Source organism: Paenibacillus sp. 276b, assembly GCF_900107875.1.
In the GTDB taxonomy this organism is placed as follows: domain Bacteria; phylum Bacillota; class Bacilli; order Paenibacillales; family Paenibacillaceae; genus Paenibacillus; species Paenibacillus marchantiae.
Genome location: NZ_FNRR01000016.1, coordinates 1 through 18,097 on the forward strand (window position 1 = coordinate 1; position 18,097 = coordinate 18,097).

An 18,097-nucleotide genomic window follows, 5' to 3' on the forward strand; every position below is an offset into this window, starting at 1 on the left:
ATAACGGGATGTAGCTCAGCTTGGTAGAGCACCTGGTTTGGGACCAGGGGGTCGCATGTTCAAATCGTGTCATCCCGATTTTTACATGCGGGTGTAGTTCAATGGTAGAACTTTAGCCTTCCAAGCTAATAGCGTGGGTTCGATTCCCATCACCCGCTTTAAAGAAATACAAAAAAGAGATGGCAGAAACCATCTCTTTTTTGTATTTCTTTAACGTTTTCATCGCTCTCCGAACATTCACTCCAATACTATTAATTTATCGGATCATAGCTTTATTAACAGTGGGATAATACACAATACCACATTGATAAAGCTATGTTTATTTGCCGTTTTGTAAAACGCTTACAAAAATATCTTGCCTAATCCTTCAGCCTGTAATACTATATCAATTAAGCGCTTAACCTTTAGGGGTAAGGCGCTTAAACTTAACGTAGATTAAGCGCTTAACCCGTAAAGGGAAGGGAGATGATCATTCCATGACAACCATTAGACTGACGATGGCTCAGGCACTGCTCCGATATCTGGATCAGCAATATATTTCCGTTGATGGGGTGGAAACCAAGTTTGTGAAAGGCGTTATCGGCATTTTTGGTCACGGTAACGTAACTGGTATTGGAGAGGCATTGGAGCGTAGTTCTGGAAGTCTGACGTATATGCAGGGTAAAAATGAACAAGGCATGGTACATACGGCAGCAGCCTATGCCAAGCAGAAGAACCGTAGACAGATATATGCCTGCACAACGTCCATCGGACCAGGAGCACTGAACATGATTACCGCAGCGGCAACGGCAACGGTCAATCGTATTCCCGTTTTACTGCTTCCGGGTGATAACTTTGCCACGCGTGAACCAGATCCCGTGCTGCAACAACTGGAGGTAAGCGGCGATTATACGATTTCAGCCACTGATCCGTTCAAAGCGGTCAGCAAATACTGGGATCGCATCGTGCGTCCCGAACAGTTGATGATTGCTGCCACGCAGGCAATGCGCGTGCTGATGGACCCGGCGGAGACGGGCGCGGTAACGCTGGCGCTGCCGCAGGATGTGCAGGCAGAGGCGTACGATTACCCTGAATCGTTCTTCGCCCGCAAGGTGCATTACCTGGACCGTCGTCCTCCGGTCCAGGCGGCAATAGAACGGGCAGCGCAGCAGATTGCCCGTGGCAGGAAGCCGCTGATCGTAGCAGGCGGCGGCGTGTTGTATGCCGAGGCATCTACACAGCTGGCTGAATTCGCCGAGGCATTTGGCATTCCGGTTGCCGAGACGCAGGCTGGCAAGAGTGCCTTGGCGTGGGACCACCCACTTAATGTGGGGGCTATCGGCGTTACCGGCTCGCTGGCTGCCAATAGGCTTGCCAGAGAAGCAGATGTGGTAATCGGAATCGGCACCCGGTTCTCGGATTTTACGACGGCGTCTCGTTCCGCTTTTCAGCATCCCGAAGCGGCCTTCATCAATATTAACCTGAACGGCATGGATGCCGCCAAATTGGGTGGAGAAGCGATTTTGGCGGATGCACGGGAAGGTCTGCAAGCTTTGCAAGCGGCTTTACAGGGACGGCAGTACCACAGTGGATACGGAACATCTGAGATCGCCGACCTGCGGGATGAGTGGAACACCGAGGTGGATCGACTCTATGGACTGCAACATGAGGCAGGACTGGCACAGACGACCGCGGTCGGTGTAATTAATCGGACCATTGACCCTTCTTCCGTCATTGTGTGTGCGGCGGGAAGTTTGCCTGGAGACTTGCACCGTCTGTGGCGCGCGTTTGCACCGAAAACATACCACATGGAGTACGGCTTCTCCTGTATGGGCTATGAGGTGAGCGGGGCATTTGGGGCAGCTCTTGCCGAGCCGGATCGTGAAGTGTATGCCATGGTGGGTGACGGTAGTTACCTAATGCTGCATTCTGAACTGGTGACGAGCTTGCAGGAACAGAAGAAGATGACCATTTTACTATTCAACAACAACGGATTTCAGTGTATTCATAATTTGCAACGGGAGCACGGAAGTGACGGTTTCGGCAATGAATTTCGCTATCGGGAATCGGAGAGTGGACGACTGACCGGGGATTACATGCCTATGGATTTTGCAGCCCATGCCCGCAGCCTTGGAGCCAAAGCCTATAAGGCAGAGACGACAGAACAATTGGAGCAGGCGATCAGAGATGCACGGAATGAGACCGTGACTACACTGATCGAAATTCCAGTCGTGCCTGGAACCAATGCAGGCGGATATGAGTCCTGGTGGAATGTGGGCGTGCCGGAAGTATCCAACGAGGAAAAGGTGATAACGGCTCACCACGCGATGCAGGCAAACCGTGCCAAAGCTAGACTCATTTAATTGAGCATATCATCAATCCAAAGAGTAACTTTCAATCAACATGATATAGATGGGAATGCGCGCGTTAAATCGAATGATGCAAAAATGTTGAACCACAAAAGGAGACGTGGAGCCATGAACAAGCTGCCATTTCAGCTCGGGATTCATCCGATCAACTGGGTCGGAGAGGATGTAAAGGAGCATGGTGATGCAACAACATGTGAACAGATTCTGGATGACATTCAGCGACTTGGCCTGACAGGTACGGAGATGGGACGCAAATATCCCACGGATCCAGACACATTGCGGGAGGAGCTGGGCAAGCGCAATATACGCCTCGTTTCCCAGTGGAAATCGGTATTGTTCTCCGACCCGGCGTATCGCCAGTCTGAGCTGGACAGCTATCGCAGACACGCGGAGTTTCTGCAATCGATGGGCAGTACGGTGATCAGCACGGCGGAAGTAGGTGGCTCCCTGCATTTTGACCCAAGGCGGACACCACATGAAAAAGAAGTGTTGAGGCTCAGTGAATCGGAATGGCACATCTTTGCTGAGGGGCTGAACGAAGCAGGTGCCATCGCCCGTGAGCACGGGTTGAAGCTGACGTATCATCACCATGGCGGTACCGTTGTTGAGCAACCGGAAGAGATCGTTAAATTGATGGAACTGACTGACCCATCTCTTGTTTATTTGCTCTATGACACAGGTCATGCTTACTACGGCGGAGCCGACCCGTTAGCTCTCCTACGCAAGCATTATGACCGGATTGCCTATATTCATCTGAAGGATATCCGTCCTCAAGTGTTGGACGCAGCACGGGCGGAACAGTCTGATTTTGTGGGCTGTATTCGTAAAGGGGTTTTTACGGTTCCCGGAGATGGATGTATTGATTTTGCACCGATTCTGCAGGAGTTGGTCACACGGGGGTATGATGGCTGGGCGATGCTTGAAGGGGAACAGGATCCTGCGATTCATAATCCGTATGAGTATGCGCGGCGATCGTTGCAATATATGGAGTCCTTATACCAACACAGCTGATAAAGTCATGGCCATTGGGAGAGAGCCATACCATGAGGTAAACCAGATTATGAGTGTGAGTTTGATGAATGTATCTTTTCAAATCCCATCACAGAAAGGGGTTCAAATACAATGACTTACGTATCCTTTCCTGATTCCAGGAAGATGGATTTCACCGCGATTGGCCGTCTGTGCATCGACTTGAATGCCAATGAGATCAATCGCCCGATGGAAGAGACGATGACCTTTACGAAGTATGTGGGCGGATCTCCGGCTAATATCACGATTGGCATGTCCAGGCTCGGTATGGAAACGGCATTTATCGGCAAAATCGCGAATGACCAGATGGGCAGGTTCATCAACAGTTATCTAGAGCGGAACGGGATCGATACGTCAAATGTGGTAACGGACGATACCGGAGCGGTGACAGGACTTGCTTTTACCGAGATCAAAAGTCCAACCGATTGCAGCATCCTAATGTACCGTGACCATGTGGCTGATCTGCTATTGCAGTCGAGAGAGGTTCAGGAACAGCTGATTGCCGACTCCAAAGTTTTGCTCATTTCAGGCACAGCCCTCGCCCAGAGCCCATCGCGTGAAGCGGTACTCCAGGCGCTGGCGTATGCGAAAAAGCATGGCACAATCATTGTGTTCGATCTGGACTATCGTCCTTACACATGGACATCAGCCGAAGAGACGGCGGTCTATTATAACCTCGCTGCCGAGAAATGCGATATCATCCTGGGCACACGTGAAGAGTTCGACATGATGGAGACGTTTGACCATAATCCAGATCATAGCGATCAGGTGACCGCACAAAAATGGTTTGATTTCTCAGCTAAAATTGTCGTCATCAAACATGGCAAGGAAGGCTCTATTGCCTATACAGGTGAAGGGCTATCTCATCAAGCGGACAGCTACCCTGCGCGTGTGGTGAAGACGTTTGGAGCAGGTGATTCCTACGCGGCGGGATTCCTGTATGGGTTGATGCAGAGATGGACGATTGAACGCAGCATGGCGTTTGGCAGTGCGGCAGCATGTATCGTTATCTCCAGCCACAGCTGCTCGGATGCGATGCCAACGGTGGAACAAGTGAATGACTATATCGAACGCTGCAATCGGGGCGAAATTACGGTGTCTTGAAGCGTGTTGAAGTAGTTGGAGTGGATGGCGTAATTGACGCAAGCACATATAAGCGAAGGGAGACAGGGCTATGGGAAAAGGGATTTCGGAAGCGTCAGTAACAGCGACAATGGTTCAAAACTGGATCGGGGGTGCCTGGGTGACCCCGGCGGCAACCCGTACGGAGCCGGTTGTGAATCCGGCTACGGAAGAGGTCATTGCACACGTACCGCTGTCTGAACAGGCGGATGTGGACTTGGCCGTCCAGACGGCACGGGAGGCGTTCCCTTCATGGAGTGGCACACCGGTTCCTCGCCGTGCACGGATTCTGTTCCGTTACCAGCAGCTGCTGGTGGAGCACTGGGAAGAACTCGCGCGGCTGGTTACGCTGGAGAACGGTAAAAGCTACGCGGAAGCCTACGGCGAGGTGCAGCGTGGCATCGAATGCGTCGAATTCGCGGCAGGCGCCCCGAACCTGATGATGGGCAAACAGCTGCCCGACATCGCCACCGGGCTGGAGTCAGGCATGTATCGGTACCCAATCGGTGTAATTGGGGGAATAACCCCCTTCAACTTCCCGATGATGGTACCGTGCTGGATGTTCCCGCTGGCGATTGCGTGCGGCAACACCTTTGTCCTGAAACCGTCCGAGCGCACACCGCTGCTGGCAGGCCGTCTGGCTGAGCTGTTCAAGGAAGCAGGGCTTCCGGACGGCGTGCTCAATATCGTTCACGGTGCGCATGATGTCGTGAATGGACTGCTTGAACACAAGGATGTTCAAGCGATCTCTTTTGTCGGCTCACAGCCTGTGGCTGAATATGTTTACACTACCGCATCCGCACATGGCAAACGGGTACAGGCGCTTGCTGGTGCCAAAAATCACTCGATCGTTATGCCGGATGCCGATCTTGATCTGACGGTGAAAGAAATCACCAGTGCGGCCTTCGGCTCAGCCGGAGAACGCTGTATGGCCTGCTCGGTTGTTGTCGCCGTCGGCGATGTTGCGGACACGCTGGTGCAAAAGCTGGTGGAAGCAGCAGATCGTATCACCATTGGTAACGGCATGGATGAAGGGGTATTCCTGGGTCCTGTCATTCGTGGTCCGCATAAGGAACGTACACTCAGCTACATTGAATCCGGAGAACAGGAAGGCGCTGCTCTGATCCGGGATGGTCGCAAAGATGAAGCGACAGGCAAGTCCGGTTATTTCGTTGGTCCGACGGTATTTGATGAGGTGCAGAGCACTATGAAGATTTGGAAGGACGAGATTTTTGCACCGGTGCTCTCGGTAGCGAGGGTAGCTACGTTGGAGGAAGCAGTGGAACTGGCCAACCGTTCCGACTTTGCCAACGGAGCTTGCCTGTTCACCCGCAGTGGGGCAAGCATGCGCCAATTCCGTGAGACGATTGATGCAGGCATGCTGGGCATTAACTTGGGCGTACCTGCGCCAATGGCATTTTTCCCTTTTTCCGGCTGGAAGAAATCGTTCTACGGTGATTTGCATGCTAACGGTACAGATGGCGTTGAATTTTATACTCGCAAAAAGATGGTTACTGCCCGCTGGTAGTCACTCAGGGCATACCAGCCAATGGAAGAATGGTGATTCCACATGGACACATACAGGGAGGATAACGGAATGGGCAAGGATAAAGTGAGAATTGGCATCATCGGCGCTGGTCGTATTGGTAAAATTCATGCGGACAATCTCATGCGCAACCCGCATGCCGAGATTGTTGGCATCAGTGATTTGTTTGCAGGACCCGAGCTGGAGGAGTGGGCTTCCAGCCGTGGCATTCCGGTGGTAACGACAGATAGCAGCCAGCTGATCGCCATGCCAAATGTGGATGCAGTGCTGATCTGTTCCTCAACAGATACGCATGTACCCCTGATTGAAAAGGCAGCCCAGGCGGGCAAACACATTTTTTGCGAGAAGCCGGTCAGTATGGATCTTCATCAGACTCAGGCAGCTGTTGCAGCCGTGCAGAAGGCTGGGGTAAAGCTGCAAATCGGATTCAATCGTCGCTTCGATCATAACTTCAAACGTGTACGTGCACATGTGCAGGAGGGAACGATTGGTGATCCGCATATTATTAAAATTACTTCTCGTGACCCGAGTCCGCCGCCAGCGGAGTACATCCGGGTGTCTGGCGGAATCTTCATGGATATGATGATCCATGATTTCGATATGGCCCGGTATCTGTCCGGTAGTGAGGTGGAGGAAGTCTATGCCCAGGGCAATGTGCTGATTCATCCTGTTTTTGCGGAACACGGCGATGTGGATACGGCCATTGTGACGTTGAGTTTTAAAAATGGAGCAATCGGCGTCATTGATAACAGCCGCCAAGCGGTATATGGATACGATCAGCGAGTCGAGGTATTTGGCTCATTGGGCAGCGCAACAGCTGCGAACGATCATCCGAATACGGCAGAAATTAGTACAGCAAATGGATTGATGCGCGACAAGCCGCTGCACTTTTTCCTGGAGAGATACAACGAAGCGTACGTGCAGGAGACTGCTCTTTTCATCGACGCGATTCGGAACGATACACCTGTCATCGTAAACGGGAATGATGCCGTTCAGGCAGAACGCATCGCAATCGCCGCGCGCATGTCCATGGAACAAGGCAGACCTGTGAAGCTGCGGGAAGTCCCGGGGATGTCGGTGGAATCGCAGACGGTTGCCCCGTAGAGCTATTTTCAAAATAACAAGTTCATTTCATCTAATAGACAGCCGTCAGGATTACGGATAAATACCGGAAGGAGTGGAAGGAAGCATGTCAGAACGCGTAGTAAAACCTGTGTTGAATCCAAAAGCAGACGGAACGTTGTTGACGGTCACACCAGAGTCTGCGGGATGGGAATATGTTGGGTTCCAGGTGGTGCAGCTTGCGGAGGGACAGACCCTAACTCGTGAGAGCGGGGATCAGGAACTCTGTATTGTGCTTCTCAGCGGCTTGGCGAATGTAAGTACTCGTGAATATACGTGGGAGAATATCGGGAAAAGAATGAGTGTTTTTGAAAAAATTCCTCCGTATTCGATTTACGTATCCAGTTCAGATCGAGTGGAGTTAACAGCTCTTACCGCATTGGAGATTGCCATATGTGCAGCACCAGGTAAAGGCACGTATCCAGCTCGGCTGATTGCCCCGGAAGATGTAGGTGTTGAGACGCGTGGTTACGGCAATCTGGAACGACAGATTCACAATATATTGCCGGAACAAAAAGAAGCAGACAGTCTGCTTGTCGTTGAGGTGTTCACACCAGATGGACATTGGTCGAGCTATCCGCCGCATAAACATGACCGGGACGCCCTGCCTGACGAATCATTGCTAGAGGAGACGTACTATTTCCGAGTGCAGCCTGAGCAGGGGTTTGCCATCCAACGGATATACACCGATGATCGAGCTGTAGATGAGACGATTGCAGTGAACAACGGCGAAGTTGTGCTTGTTCCGTGTGGATACCATCCGGTAGGTGCTCCTCCGGGATACGACGTCTACTATCTGAATGTGATGGCAGGACCAACCCGGACCTGGAAGTTCCATAACGACCCGGACCATGATTGGCTGATGAATAAAAAGTAGTATTGGCTTCAAGTTGCGTATGCGGACTTCCCCCTGCATAATGAGAAGAAAACGATTACCTATATATAAGGGAATTTATATATAGCACAAATGGGGAAATAACAATGAAAGCAACCATATATGATATAGCACGCGAGGCGGGGGTATCCATTGCAACCGTCTCACAGGTCATTAACGGCAAAGGTAAAATTAGCGAGAAGCGGCGCGCCGAGATTATGGAGATCATGGAGCGGCTTCACTACCAGCCGAGCGCTATTGCTGCTGCACTTACGGGTAAGCAGACATACACGCTCGGGCTGCTCGTGCCCGATATCTCTAATCCGTATTTTGCCGAGCTGGCCAGAGCGGTAGAAGATCGCAGTCGGCAGTTGGGTTATAGCGTCGTGATTTGCAGCACAGATAATAAGGACGAGCGGGTAGAGCGGTATTTGAATCTGCTTCAGCAAAAAAGGGTCGACGGCATGATGATCGGAACAGGTATCGACAATGCCGAGATTCTGTCTCCACTCCTGCAACAGTCGATACCTGTTGCTCTGATTGCCCGTCATATGCCGTCGTTATCGGTACATACCGTTGCGATCGATGACAGGCTTGGTGGCGCCTTGGCAGCACAGCATCTGCTTGAATTGGGTCATAGTCACGTAGCGGTGCTGTCCGAACCGTTCAAAGTCAGCAGCAGTCAGGAACGTGTACGCGGATTTCGTGAAGCATTGGAGCAGGCGGGTTACTCTCTTGAAGCCGATCAGGTGAGAGAGTCATATGCCGATTTGGGTTCAGCCAAAAAAGAGGCGCTCGTGCTGCTCACGGAAAAGAATCGAGCCACAGGCATCTTCTGTTGTAACGACATGCAGGCAATTGGTGCGCTTCAGGCTGCCAAAGAACTAGGACTGCGTGTGCCAGAAGATGTATCAATCATCGGATTCGATAATACGATTCTGGCTTCGGTAACCAGTCCGCCTCTGACGACGGTTGCCCAACCTATTGAGGATCTGGGGCGTCGTGCCGTTGATTTATTAATTGATGAGCTAAAAGATGAAGGTAAATCACCGCAAAAAATTGTCCTGAAGCCTGAATTGGTCATTAGAGACTCAACAGGAAAGGTATCAGATCAATCTTAAGACTACAGCCCGGTCCTGAAACATATACGTCGTCCACATAAAACAAGCCGCGTGCACCTAAGGGTGAACGTGGCTTGTTTGAGTTAAATCTTGAACTTCTTCACTTCTTCGTACAGTGTATTGGCATGCTGCGCCAGCTCATTGGAACGTTCCGAGATGCTTGTAATGTAATTGAACTGTTCCTGCGTGGAAGAAGCAACCTCTTCCGTGGAAGCCGCACTCTGTTCCGACATGGCTGCAACACTGGAGATCATTATGAAGAGGTTTTTTCTTTATAAAATGCATGTATTTAATGGGTTATTTTAATGATCTAGAACAATATTTGGATGAGGTGGTATACTTATAATGAACTTTAATTTTCCTGATTCACCCAATAACGAGAGGAGAGCTCAATGAAAAAAAGAACCAAAACCATTCTTGGTGTGGTCGTTGTACTCGTGATTGCAGCTATTACGATACCAATGTACATTTCGAGACAACATACCACCTTTCGAGCTGAAGTCACGGATCATATGAGTATGCTGGATACACTGGACATTCTGATTATCAAAAAAATACCGACCACCGATCCATACGATGAAGAAGAAGTGACTATTAAAGATCCCCAAGAGATTAGAAAGATATTAAAGCTTGCGAAGGATATCGAATTAAGAAGAGTAAAGCAAATAGATATCTCCGAGCGATCGGAGGGGAACCCATATTACTATGACTGGCAGCTTTTGACGAAGAAAGAAGATCGATTTACAGAAGGCTTTGGAATTACGTTTTATAACGAACATGCCGTCTCTATCTATAGCGGATACAAAACGAGAGACAAGCTTGAAAATTATGAAATTACCAATGATTTTAATTTAAATGAAATGGAACGCCTCTTTACCAATTTGAAGGAGGGTAAAAAATGACGGAATATCAATTACGTCCGATTGAAGAGCAGGATATCCCTTTTCTGTGGGAGATGTTGTATGCATCCATGTTCAAGCGGGAGGGCGAAGAGCCTTTTGAACCTGAGATCATTCATAGCCCCGGCATGTCCAAGTACGTTGAAGGTTGGGGGAGAGAGGGAGATTTCGGATTTATCGCCGTGGATTCTCAGGGCAAACGTATGGGTTCGGTGACGTTGCGATTTTTTAATGAGCAGAATGCGGGATATGGTTATGTAAATGCGGCTACACCCGAGATGGGAATGGCTGTGGTTGAGACAGCGCGTGGCAAAGGAATAGGCACCCGTCTCATTCAGGCGGCGTTAGATGAGGCTCGAAAGCGGGACATTGACGCCGTTTCGCTCAGTGTTGATCCCGATAACGAAGCAATTCGGCTTTATCGGCGTTTCGGATTCGTCGAACAGGGCATGTGTGGCACATCTGTAACGATGGTGTGCGTGATGAAACCATGATCTTATCGCAAACAGATGAACATATTCATTTCATATGGAGAGTTTGCAAAATACAAAAAGGCGTTCCCCTTATATGCTGGGAAGCGCCTTAAGATATATATGCCTGCATGTTCATCGCACCATATTTCCATTATGCTCACATAACAGCCCTATTTAATTAGTTCAATAAAAAAGCCAAAGCTTCATCATATGTTTCCCATTGGAATTCGGTCTGATGCTGCGATTCTTTGGAGATCCGGTTCAGCTGCATTTTGGCAATCGCCCCGCCTACCGCTACACTCGCACGCTTCATGCCCCACTGTGCCAGCAGCTTCTGGTGCTCCACCATTTTCTCTTTTGTATCCTGAGGAAATGCCTTCATATTGCGCATGTCCACCAGCACATCAAATGAATTACCCAATTGCTCCGCTATTTTTTTTATCTCGGTATTTGTTTGTTCCACCTGTTCAGGAGAGACCATCCCTTCCCAAACTATTTCAATAATAGGTTTAGGTGAATCCAATCGTTTTACAGACATTTGGCAACTCCCTTACGATAAAATATTATGTACGATATAAGTCTATTGACCTATTAATTATACCCTCAATTTGCAGAGATGAAAACAAAGTTCACTATATTCTAATACTTATGAACTATGTCCTCCTAGCAGATACAATTTCAGGGAAACGTATGTTGATGAGCTAAATCGGAAATCAAACATAAAAAAGCCGCCCAGTCACGAGGAATCTGGACGGCTCTTAACGATGCCTAAAAACCAATCTTCAAGCTGCTACCCTCTGTGGCTATTCCTTCCGAGCGGTTGATGGGCAGCTTTTGTTCTGCTGAGAAGCCGAGCGTCTCGCCGTCATGCAGGGTTACATCGTTTTCAACAACATAAGTCGCAGTCATATACATCATTTCAAATACTTCACTTAACGGCTTTGCGGATTGAGTGATTTCCATCTCCTCTTTCCCGAAGTTGCGTAACCCATAAGTGTAGGCCGATGCGCCTTCAGGACTTTGAAATAGTCCGATGAAAATCCAGAGGGAGACGGGCAGCTCACCATCCTTGATTAAACGACTGATGTCCACGTACTGGCCTGCTTCCACCACAAGTGGCGCCATATATATAGCCAACGCATGGTCCAGCTGGAGCAAGGCACTCGCTGTTTGGGTGAACAGAATATGTGCCTGAATGGCGTCAGTTGCATTCAGTACAGAAACAATAATCTGAGATTGATGTCTTGAAGTGACTTGTACCGCGTCCTGCCACAGCACATTTAATTTGGCATTTTCCTCTACTTCGTGGTCAGGAATAGGAGCATTAATGTGTGCACACACCACTTGCATTCCATCCACTTCGAAAAAAAGATTGCCTTCCTCCGGACGTTCGTCAATCTCAATATTCCACTCGTTTTTCATCGTGCTAATGAAGTGATCAAAATTACAATCTTCGTGTTCCAGCAAAACAAATCCAACGATGGTTTCGCTATATGGAGCAGTATGTACGGCTCCACCTGCGGTGGAGTTTTCCTTTTTGCGGCGTCGAAGCTTGTCAAACAGTCCCATAAAACGTTCTCCTTTCCAGACCAATCACAGTGATTAGGCATAATCCGATGCCTTTATAACCATACCTTACCACATTGGAGCTTTTAATGAATCCCGGCATGGTAATGGCCATCAGGTGATCAGAGGAAAAGAACGAGAAGTAATGCAATAATCGCAGGCAGCCCTTGTTTGATAATGATGGACCGAGTAGCGGTTACACCTCCGTAGAGGGCGGCGATAATGACACATGCCAGGAAGAAGATCTGAATGTGCTGTCCGACGGATGCATCTGGATAAACGAGACCCCAGATCAAACCTGCGGCCAAAAATCCATTGTACAGACCTTGATTGGCTGCCAGGGACTTGGTGGATTCCGCTAGTTCAGGGGTAAGACCGAAGGTCTTCATCGTGCGTGGACGGGTCCACAGGAACATCTCCATCACCATGATGTAGAAGTGCTCAATGGCTACAATAGCCACGAAAATGATAGTAATCAAAAGAAACACCTTGCTTTCTTATATGTCATTTATTTACTTGTCCCACTCAGTATAAATGTTTGCCATCCGAACTGAAAGTATAAATTTAATTTTACACAAATTAATTGTGTGATTTGTTAATGGGTTCATGATTCTCGTTTAAAATGAAGCCGCGGATTAAGTACAAAGATAATCATACGCTGATTGTCGAAAATCCATTCATTGGGTAATAATGAACAATAAAGAAGTAAACTTACTCATGGAAAAGGGGGGATTAGCGTGGGTGTGGGAACCGTTCAATTCGTCCTGCTGGCGGATGATCCATCAACGTTTGTTACACGAGTCGTACCTTTTATCGATATTGAGCTCGCTGGAATTCCGAGTGATCGGCATTACGGTCTGTTGCGCCCGGCGGACTCCCGCCAGAAAATATACAAACGGGGAACGCCAATCGCAAATCGTAGGCAAATCAGTATTGTCTCAGAAGAGGAATGTGCTCTCATAGCACAGAAGATGAATATTCCTGAAGTACGCCCGGAGTGGCTCGGTGCCAACATGCTGATCCGTGGCGTTGAAAAGTTGACGGAGCTTCCTGTCGGGACCCGACTTCTGTTTCCGGATGGAACCGGGCTGATCTGCGAAGGGGAGAATCTGCCCTGTGTACACCCTGGAAAGATCATTGAGCAAGTCTACGAACAGGATGGTTTGCGCAAAAAGTTCGTGCCAGCCGCCCGCAAAAAACGCGGAATCGTCTGTTCAGTCGAGCGTGAAGGCATCATCCGTACCGGAGATACTATCGAAGTTATTCGCCTGTCCTGAGGCTTCAGGACAGGTTTTTGCATTGCAGTCTAGCCCTTTGCTTCGACTGTAGATAATCTCAGTTTATCCTCTGGAATGGACGTATTCTTCAGGTGTGCTGCCGATTATGGACTTGAAGTCTTTGATAAAATGCGACTGATCGTGATATCCAAGGTCCTGGGACAACTTAACCAGATCGCAATTCACACCCCGCTCCATCAGCTCAGCAGCATTTTGTAGGCGGTAGAGCTTGATCACCATTTTGGGGCTGATGCCCACATACTGATTGAACAGGCGCTGGAGCTTTCTTGTGTGCATATTCCAGGAAGCAGATAAGTCATCGACTCTCAACATATCCCGATGCTGCTCAATATACAGCACAATCTGGCTAACCAGAATGGCTTGATCATCAGGAGGAGGAAGATGTTTACAAAGTAGCTGATCCATATAACTGACTTTGTCCGCATCACTTCCGTCCCCGAGCAGACGTTCTTCGAGCAGTGGAGCATCGATACCAAGCACACCAGAGACATCCAAGGGGTTTCCATACAATGTGGATACGGGAGTACGAATGAATGGATAGAAGCCTCCAGGCTTAAACTTCACCCCAAACACGCTTCCTTTTCCACGGACAAGATAGGAGAATTTCTGTCCAGATGGACCGAAGAAAAAGGTGTTTCCCCGCTCTACCACCAGATTGACACAGGGATTCGGAACCACATGCTGCGGATATGGATCATGCCCGGTAAGATCCCAGGAGACGATCCAGAAATGCTTGACCAAAGAACTCAATGCTTCGGAAGGGGCATAACGTGTCAGGCAATATCTTTTGTCGCCCTCATTCAGATTCAGAAGACCCATACTGGGTCTGACAGCATGATCCGCATGTTTCATCTCGTCGATTCCTCCAGGTATCTCGTCAATTCTGCTTCGTTACGAACCATGCACAATTTATGTTGGTGAGGCTGCAAAAACGCCATGATTAGCGCCTTTTCCTTATGGTCATGTTGATAGCTCCATTTATACATCTTCCAGAGCATAGTGAAAGTCTGTCGGTAATTTCCTTGTACCAGCCCGAGCTTCTGTACTGTGAAACGTTTGAGAATGCGCACATTCCTTTTCCACACGGGGGTATTCAAATAGACGATAAGATCAGCCTGCTCGAAACTTCTTTCCACCCATTCATAGTGTACTCCTTCAATAATCCACTGATTGGAATAAACGGCTTTTTGCAGGAGTGTGTCCCGCTTCTCAGGGCTATTGCGAATATCCTGTCCTTTAGGTACACGGTGCCACACAATGTTGTCGAGCTCATAATAAGGAAGGTCTAACCTCGCGGATAAGAGGCGGGCCAATGTAGATTTGCCGCTGCCGACTGAGCCGATAATATGTATTTTGTTTGGCCTGAATTTGATCTTGGATTGTTCACCGATCATTCTGTAATCAGTCCCCCTTGATATTACCTTTGCTCTCTGAACAACAACGCCCGAACAGCGAAACGTGGCAAAATAAGTTGTCTGCGCCATCTGGAAGGCTGGCTGAGCAGTCGATAAAGCCATTCCAAGTTAAGCTTCTGCCATATGGCAGGTGCTCGTTTGGTTTTGCCGGCCAGAATATCCAGGCTTCCCCCGACTCCGATGGCTACACGAGCATTGAGTTGATGGCGATATTTGTTGATCCAGTGTTCAGCATTGGGTGCTCCTAGGGCCACAATAAGAAAATCAGGTTGTGCCTCTTGAATTTCTTCTACAATGCTTTGCTCCTCGTCCGTTGTGAAAAATCCATGATGTCTGCCACGCACAACGACTCCCGGATAGTTTTGCGCAATAACATCCACAGCCCTCTTACTGACACTTTCTTCTGCCCCGAACATATAAAAGGACCAATTCTTCCGGCTTCCTTCCTCCAACAAACGAAAAAGCAGATCACAACCTGTAACCCGTTCGGTCAATTGTCCACCCCGAAAGCGGGATACCATAACAATGCCCGCGCCGTCAGCGGTCACAATACCTGCCTGATCTACGACTGAACGAAGCGCCTGATCCTTCTGGCAAGACATGACGATTTCCGGATTGCCTGTGATGACATGGAACAGTTCGGATTGTCTCTGATCGATTACATCACCAAGAATCGTAACCGTCTGATCCATAGTTATATTGGGAAATGGGATTCCCATAATATTTGTTGTTTGGTTCATATTTTAGTTCCTTTCTGGATGCTAACTATCCGTCCCCAGCTTGTATACATTTCCTGTTATTTCATTCCATTTTAGTATATCTGATCTCCTGGCAAAGCACTATATTTGTTGAAGTTTAGCACCGGATGAAAAGTCTGAATTATCAAGCTTCATGGCATCTAAAATCTTTTATTTTCGCTGTTGTCGTGTTTTTACAATACTTCGTTTGGGGTATAACGATAGGATAGTGTTGCAAGAAAGTGTCAGTTGTACCTTCAATACAACACATAAAGGGAGTGAGTTCATGGAATTGAAATATGAGTTCTATATTAATGCCGGACAGGAAGATGTGTGGAATGCCCTGATCTCGCCGGACGGTACACGGAGCAGCTTTTTTGGCAGCGAACTTCGTTCCAATTTCCAACCGGGCCAGCCGTTCGCCTATGTAGGGCCTGGGAATGATGGTGCAGAGACGGTTCATGTGTACGGTGATATTCTCGAATTCGAACCTTTATCCCTATTAAGTTACCTTGAGCATCCCGGACCTTCCTACCACGCCAATCACGCCGAGCTTCAATCCAGAGTAGTGTTCCAGCTGGAGAAGGTAGGGGAATGTACGAAGTTAATATTGATTAATGACCAATTTACGGACAACCATCCATCTTTTGAAAACGCACAGAGTAGCTGGTGGATGATCTTGAGCAGTATCAAGACATGGGCAGAGACGGGCGAAACGCTGAATTTTGGCTGGTAAAGGTCCGATAGCGAGAGATATATGAATGTAACATCATAACAATATGAAAAAAGCGCTGATAAAGCGTTTTTTTTCATGTTGTTTTCGCAAATGAATGAAAACCCTCTACACTTAATGTCTAATTATGTCGAAATATATAGAAATGACATTAGAGGAGAAATCGCGATGTTTCGTAAACGTACCCAAAAGATCAAGCAAGCCCCTGCAGGCTCGCTTCAACCATTATTGGAATACAGCCGTAAAATGGTTAAAGACGCCGAGCAAGGGATATATAACAATCAGCTGGAATCAACCGAGGATTTGCAGGAAGCTGGTGAAATTGCACATAATATCAATAAAGCAGTACATATTCTGAAGAAGCAAAATGAAGCAGCGGAAATGCGCCTCAAAATGCTGAATCAGGCGTTGAATATTGGACTCTGGGAGTCCGAGATTGTTGCAGGAGATCCTCTGGATGGCAATAATATCATTGTTTTTTCCAATGAATTTCGTCAAATGTTAGGCTTCAGCAATACGAAGGATTATCCCGATGCTTTCGCAAGTTGGGCCAAATCCATCCATCCCGACGACAGACCCCAGTTGGTTCAGGAGATTACGAAAAACATTAATAAGTCTTCTGAGATGGCTGCATACAACGTAACGAGCCGAATGATAACGAAGAGTGGAGAGGTACGCTGGTTCCGGTGTCTTGGACAAGTTGTCAGAAATGACGAAGGCGTTCCGGTTAAACTTCTGGGAATCATGTTTGATATCCATGATGAGAAGAGCAAATCCGACGAGTTGGAAGCACTCGTTACCCGTTATGACCTGGTAAATCGTGCATTAGTGGAAGCACCGTGGGATATGACCGTTGTGGCCGGAGATGTGGTTAACCCGAATAATGAGTTTTGGTGGTCACCACAGTTTCGCCGAGAGCTTGGGTTTACCGATGAGCAGGATTTCCCGAATGTGTTCAGCAGTTGGAGCAGCCGGCTTCACCCGGACGATCATGACCGGACGATCAATGAATTTGCCAAGCACATGAATGACTACAGTGGACTGACACCTTATGATCTTGATTACCGTCTGCAACGTAAGAATGGGGAATTTCGCTGGTATCATGCAGGTGGCGAGACGGTTCGGGACGGTAACGGTGTACCACTCCGTGTAGCGGGAACCATTCGTGATGTGACACATGAGAAAAATAAGGAACAGATCGTTGAAGCGATGAATCAGAAAACAAAACTTTTATCCGAATCTATCGGTGAGATGGTGCGTGGAATTAATTCGATCACCGATCAGGCTCAGGAACTGGTTACTGCGCAAGAGTTATCCGCGGATGCGGCCATTCAGGTGAAGAGCAGTGCAGATGATACCCAAAACATTACAGCGTTTATTCGTGAAATTGCCAGCCAAACCAATTTACTGGGTCTGAATGCAGCAATCGAAGCAGCCAGAGCGGGAGAACTTGGTCTTGGTTTTGGAGTTGTGGCCGGGGAAGTGCGGAAGTTAGCTGACCATAGCTCGCAGGCAACCGTCAATATTGAAGATAGCATGCAGGCAATGAAGACGTTCATTGACCAGATTCTGGAGCACATTGGCAACATGTCCACACTGACGCAGAATCAGGCTGCCCTAACACAGCAGGTAAACGCCTCGATGGATGAGATCAATATGATGTCGCAGGATTTGGTGAACTACTCACGGAATTTGTAAGGTTGAAAAAGGTGTAACCCTTTCGATTTGTTGGATGATAAAATGAATTGCATTAAAAAACCACCGAGATGCATTTCTGCTCTCGGTGGTTTTGTATTCTCAACGAAACGATATAT

At 48.3% G+C, this 18,097-nt stretch carries 19 protein-coding genes and 2 tRNA genes; 14 read left to right on the forward strand and 7 right to left on the reverse strand.

All coding sequences use genetic code 11. The annotated features are described in order from the left end of the window. Positions 1-4: 4 nt before the first annotated feature. The 9 genes from BLV50_RS32140 to BLV50_RS32180 all read left to right on the forward strand — a co-directional run bounded on the left by BLV50_RS32140 (position 5) and on the right by BLV50_RS32180 (position 9,162). A tRNA-Pro gene (locus BLV50_RS32140) sits at positions 5-78 on the forward strand. Positions 79-87: 9 nt separating this feature from the next. Then, positions 88-158 (forward strand) — tRNA-Gly (locus BLV50_RS32145). 318 nt (positions 159-476) lie between these two features. Then, positions 477-2,342: a 3D-(3,5/4)-trihydroxycyclohexane-1,2-dione acylhydrolase (decyclizing) gene (gene iolD / locus BLV50_RS32150; RefSeq protein WP_090812039.1), complete on the forward strand. Its 1,866-nt coding sequence runs from the start codon at positions 477-479 to the stop codon at positions 2,340-2,342. A gap of 114 nt (positions 2,343-2,456) precedes the next feature. After that, on the forward strand, positions 2,457-3,359 hold the full coding sequence (iolE, locus tag BLV50_RS32155) for a myo-inosose-2 dehydratase (protein WP_090812041.1): 903 nt from the start codon (positions 2,457-2,459) through the stop codon (positions 3,357-3,359). Between the two features lie 111 nt (positions 3,360-3,470). After that, positions 3,471-4,481, forward strand: coding sequence for a 5-dehydro-2-deoxygluconokinase (iolC, locus tag BLV50_RS32160; RefSeq protein ID WP_090812043.1), 1,011 nt, complete (start codon positions 3,471-3,473; stop codon positions 4,479-4,481). A gap of 70 nt (positions 4,482-4,551) precedes the next feature. Further along, positions 4,552-6,027 carry a CoA-acylating methylmalonate-semialdehyde dehydrogenase gene (locus tag BLV50_RS32165; protein ID WP_275078687.1) on the forward strand — a complete coding sequence of 492 codons (1,476 nt, stop codon included), beginning with the start codon at positions 4,552-4,554 and terminating at the stop codon, positions 6,025-6,027. Between the two features lie 69 nt (positions 6,028-6,096). After that, on the forward strand, positions 6,097-7,149 hold the full coding sequence (iolG, locus tag BLV50_RS32170; RefSeq protein WP_090812045.1) for an inositol 2-dehydrogenase: 1,053 nt from the start codon (positions 6,097-6,099) through the stop codon (positions 7,147-7,149). 85 nt (positions 7,150-7,234) lie between these two features. Next, positions 7,235-8,044 (forward strand): 5-deoxy-glucuronate isomerase, encoded by an 810-nt coding sequence (gene iolB / locus BLV50_RS32175; protein ID WP_090812047.1) that lies wholly within the window; start codon positions 7,235-7,237, stop codon positions 8,042-8,044. Positions 8,045-8,148: 104 nt separating this feature from the next. Next, entirely contained in the window at positions 8,149-9,162 is a 1,014-nt protein-coding gene (locus BLV50_RS32180) for a LacI family DNA-binding transcriptional regulator (protein WP_063568153.1), read from the forward strand. An 83-nt stretch (positions 9,163-9,245) separates the two neighbouring features. Here BLV50_RS32180 and BLV50_RS33035 read toward each other — a convergent pair whose 3' ends face one another. Next, entirely contained in the window at positions 9,246-9,395 is a 150-nt protein-coding gene (locus BLV50_RS33035) for a hypothetical protein (RefSeq protein ID WP_157258625.1), read from the reverse strand. A 159-nt stretch (positions 9,396-9,554) separates the two neighbouring features. On the opposite strand from BLV50_RS33035, the gene BLV50_RS32185 reads away from it, so the two are divergent. Together BLV50_RS32185 and BLV50_RS32190 are read left to right on the forward strand one after the other, a co-directional pair. After that, positions 9,555-10,064 carry a hypothetical protein gene (locus BLV50_RS32185; RefSeq protein WP_063568151.1) on the forward strand — a complete coding sequence of 170 codons (510 nt, stop codon included), beginning with the start codon at positions 9,555-9,557 and terminating at the stop codon, positions 10,062-10,064. Next, a complete protein-coding gene (locus BLV50_RS32190) occupies positions 10,061-10,555 on the forward strand; it encodes a GNAT family N-acetyltransferase (RefSeq protein WP_072735872.1) in 495 nt (164 codons plus the stop codon). Before BLV50_RS32185 ends, BLV50_RS32190 begins: the two co-directional genes overlap by 4 nt. Before the next feature lie 157 nt (positions 10,556-10,712). Here BLV50_RS32190 and BLV50_RS32195 read toward each other — a convergent pair whose 3' ends face one another. The 3 genes from BLV50_RS32195 to BLV50_RS32205 all read right to left on the reverse strand — a co-directional run bounded on the left by BLV50_RS32195 (position 10,713) and on the right by BLV50_RS32205 (position 12,579). Further along, positions 10,713-11,072 (reverse strand): STAS/SEC14 domain-containing protein, encoded by a 360-nt coding sequence (locus BLV50_RS32195; protein WP_064642872.1) that lies wholly within the window; start codon positions 11,070-11,072, stop codon positions 10,713-10,715. A gap of 230 nt (positions 11,073-11,302) precedes the next feature. Beyond that, positions 11,303-12,103, reverse strand: coding sequence for a DUF4261 domain-containing protein (locus BLV50_RS32200; RefSeq protein ID WP_090812050.1), 801 nt, complete (start codon positions 12,101-12,103; stop codon positions 11,303-11,305). A gap of 119 nt (positions 12,104-12,222) precedes the next feature. Then, entirely contained in the window at positions 12,223-12,579 is a 357-nt protein-coding gene (locus BLV50_RS32205) for a DUF1304 domain-containing protein (RefSeq protein WP_177031311.1), read from the reverse strand. Between the two features lie 264 nt (positions 12,580-12,843). Here BLV50_RS32205 and BLV50_RS32210 point away from each other — a divergent pair, with 264 nt between their 5' ends. Further along, the gene (locus tag BLV50_RS32210) at positions 12,844-13,377 is read left to right on the forward strand and encodes an MOSC domain-containing protein (RefSeq protein ID WP_079697762.1); all 534 of its coding nucleotides are present in this window, start codon (positions 12,844-12,846) and stop codon (positions 13,375-13,377) included. A 63-nt stretch (positions 13,378-13,440) separates the two neighbouring features. On the opposite strand, the gene BLV50_RS32215 is transcribed toward BLV50_RS32210, so the two are convergent. From BLV50_RS32215 to BLV50_RS32225, 3 genes are read right to left on the reverse strand one after another with little or no spacing between them, the layout of a single operon-like run. Beyond that, positions 13,441-14,250: a helix-turn-helix domain-containing protein gene (locus tag BLV50_RS32215; RefSeq protein ID WP_063568146.1), complete on the reverse strand. Its 810-nt coding sequence runs from the start codon at positions 14,248-14,250 to the stop codon at positions 13,441-13,443. Further along, the gene (locus tag BLV50_RS32220) at positions 14,247-14,792 is read right to left on the reverse strand and encodes an AAA family ATPase (protein WP_090812054.1); all 546 of its coding nucleotides are present in this window, start codon (positions 14,790-14,792) and stop codon (positions 14,247-14,249) included. Before BLV50_RS32220 ends, BLV50_RS32215 begins: the two co-directional genes overlap by 4 nt. A 23-nt stretch (positions 14,793-14,815) precedes the next feature. Further along, complete coding sequence (locus tag BLV50_RS32225) at positions 14,816-15,532, reverse strand: WecB/TagA/CpsF family glycosyltransferase (RefSeq protein WP_371129289.1); 717 nt, start codon at positions 15,530-15,532, stop codon at positions 14,816-14,818. Between the two features lie 304 nt (positions 15,533-15,836). Here BLV50_RS32225 and BLV50_RS32230 point away from each other — a divergent pair, with 304 nt between their 5' ends. Then, positions 15,837-16,286 carry an SRPBCC family protein gene (locus BLV50_RS32230; protein WP_090812056.1) on the forward strand — a complete coding sequence of 150 codons (450 nt, stop codon included), beginning with the start codon at positions 15,837-15,839 and terminating at the stop codon, positions 16,284-16,286. A 165-nt stretch (positions 16,287-16,451) separates the two neighbouring features. After that, positions 16,452-17,981 carry a methyl-accepting chemotaxis protein gene (locus tag BLV50_RS32235; protein WP_090812058.1) on the forward strand — a complete coding sequence of 510 codons (1,530 nt, stop codon included), beginning with the start codon at positions 16,452-16,454 and terminating at the stop codon, positions 17,979-17,981. Positions 17,982-18,097 lie beyond the last annotated feature (116 nt).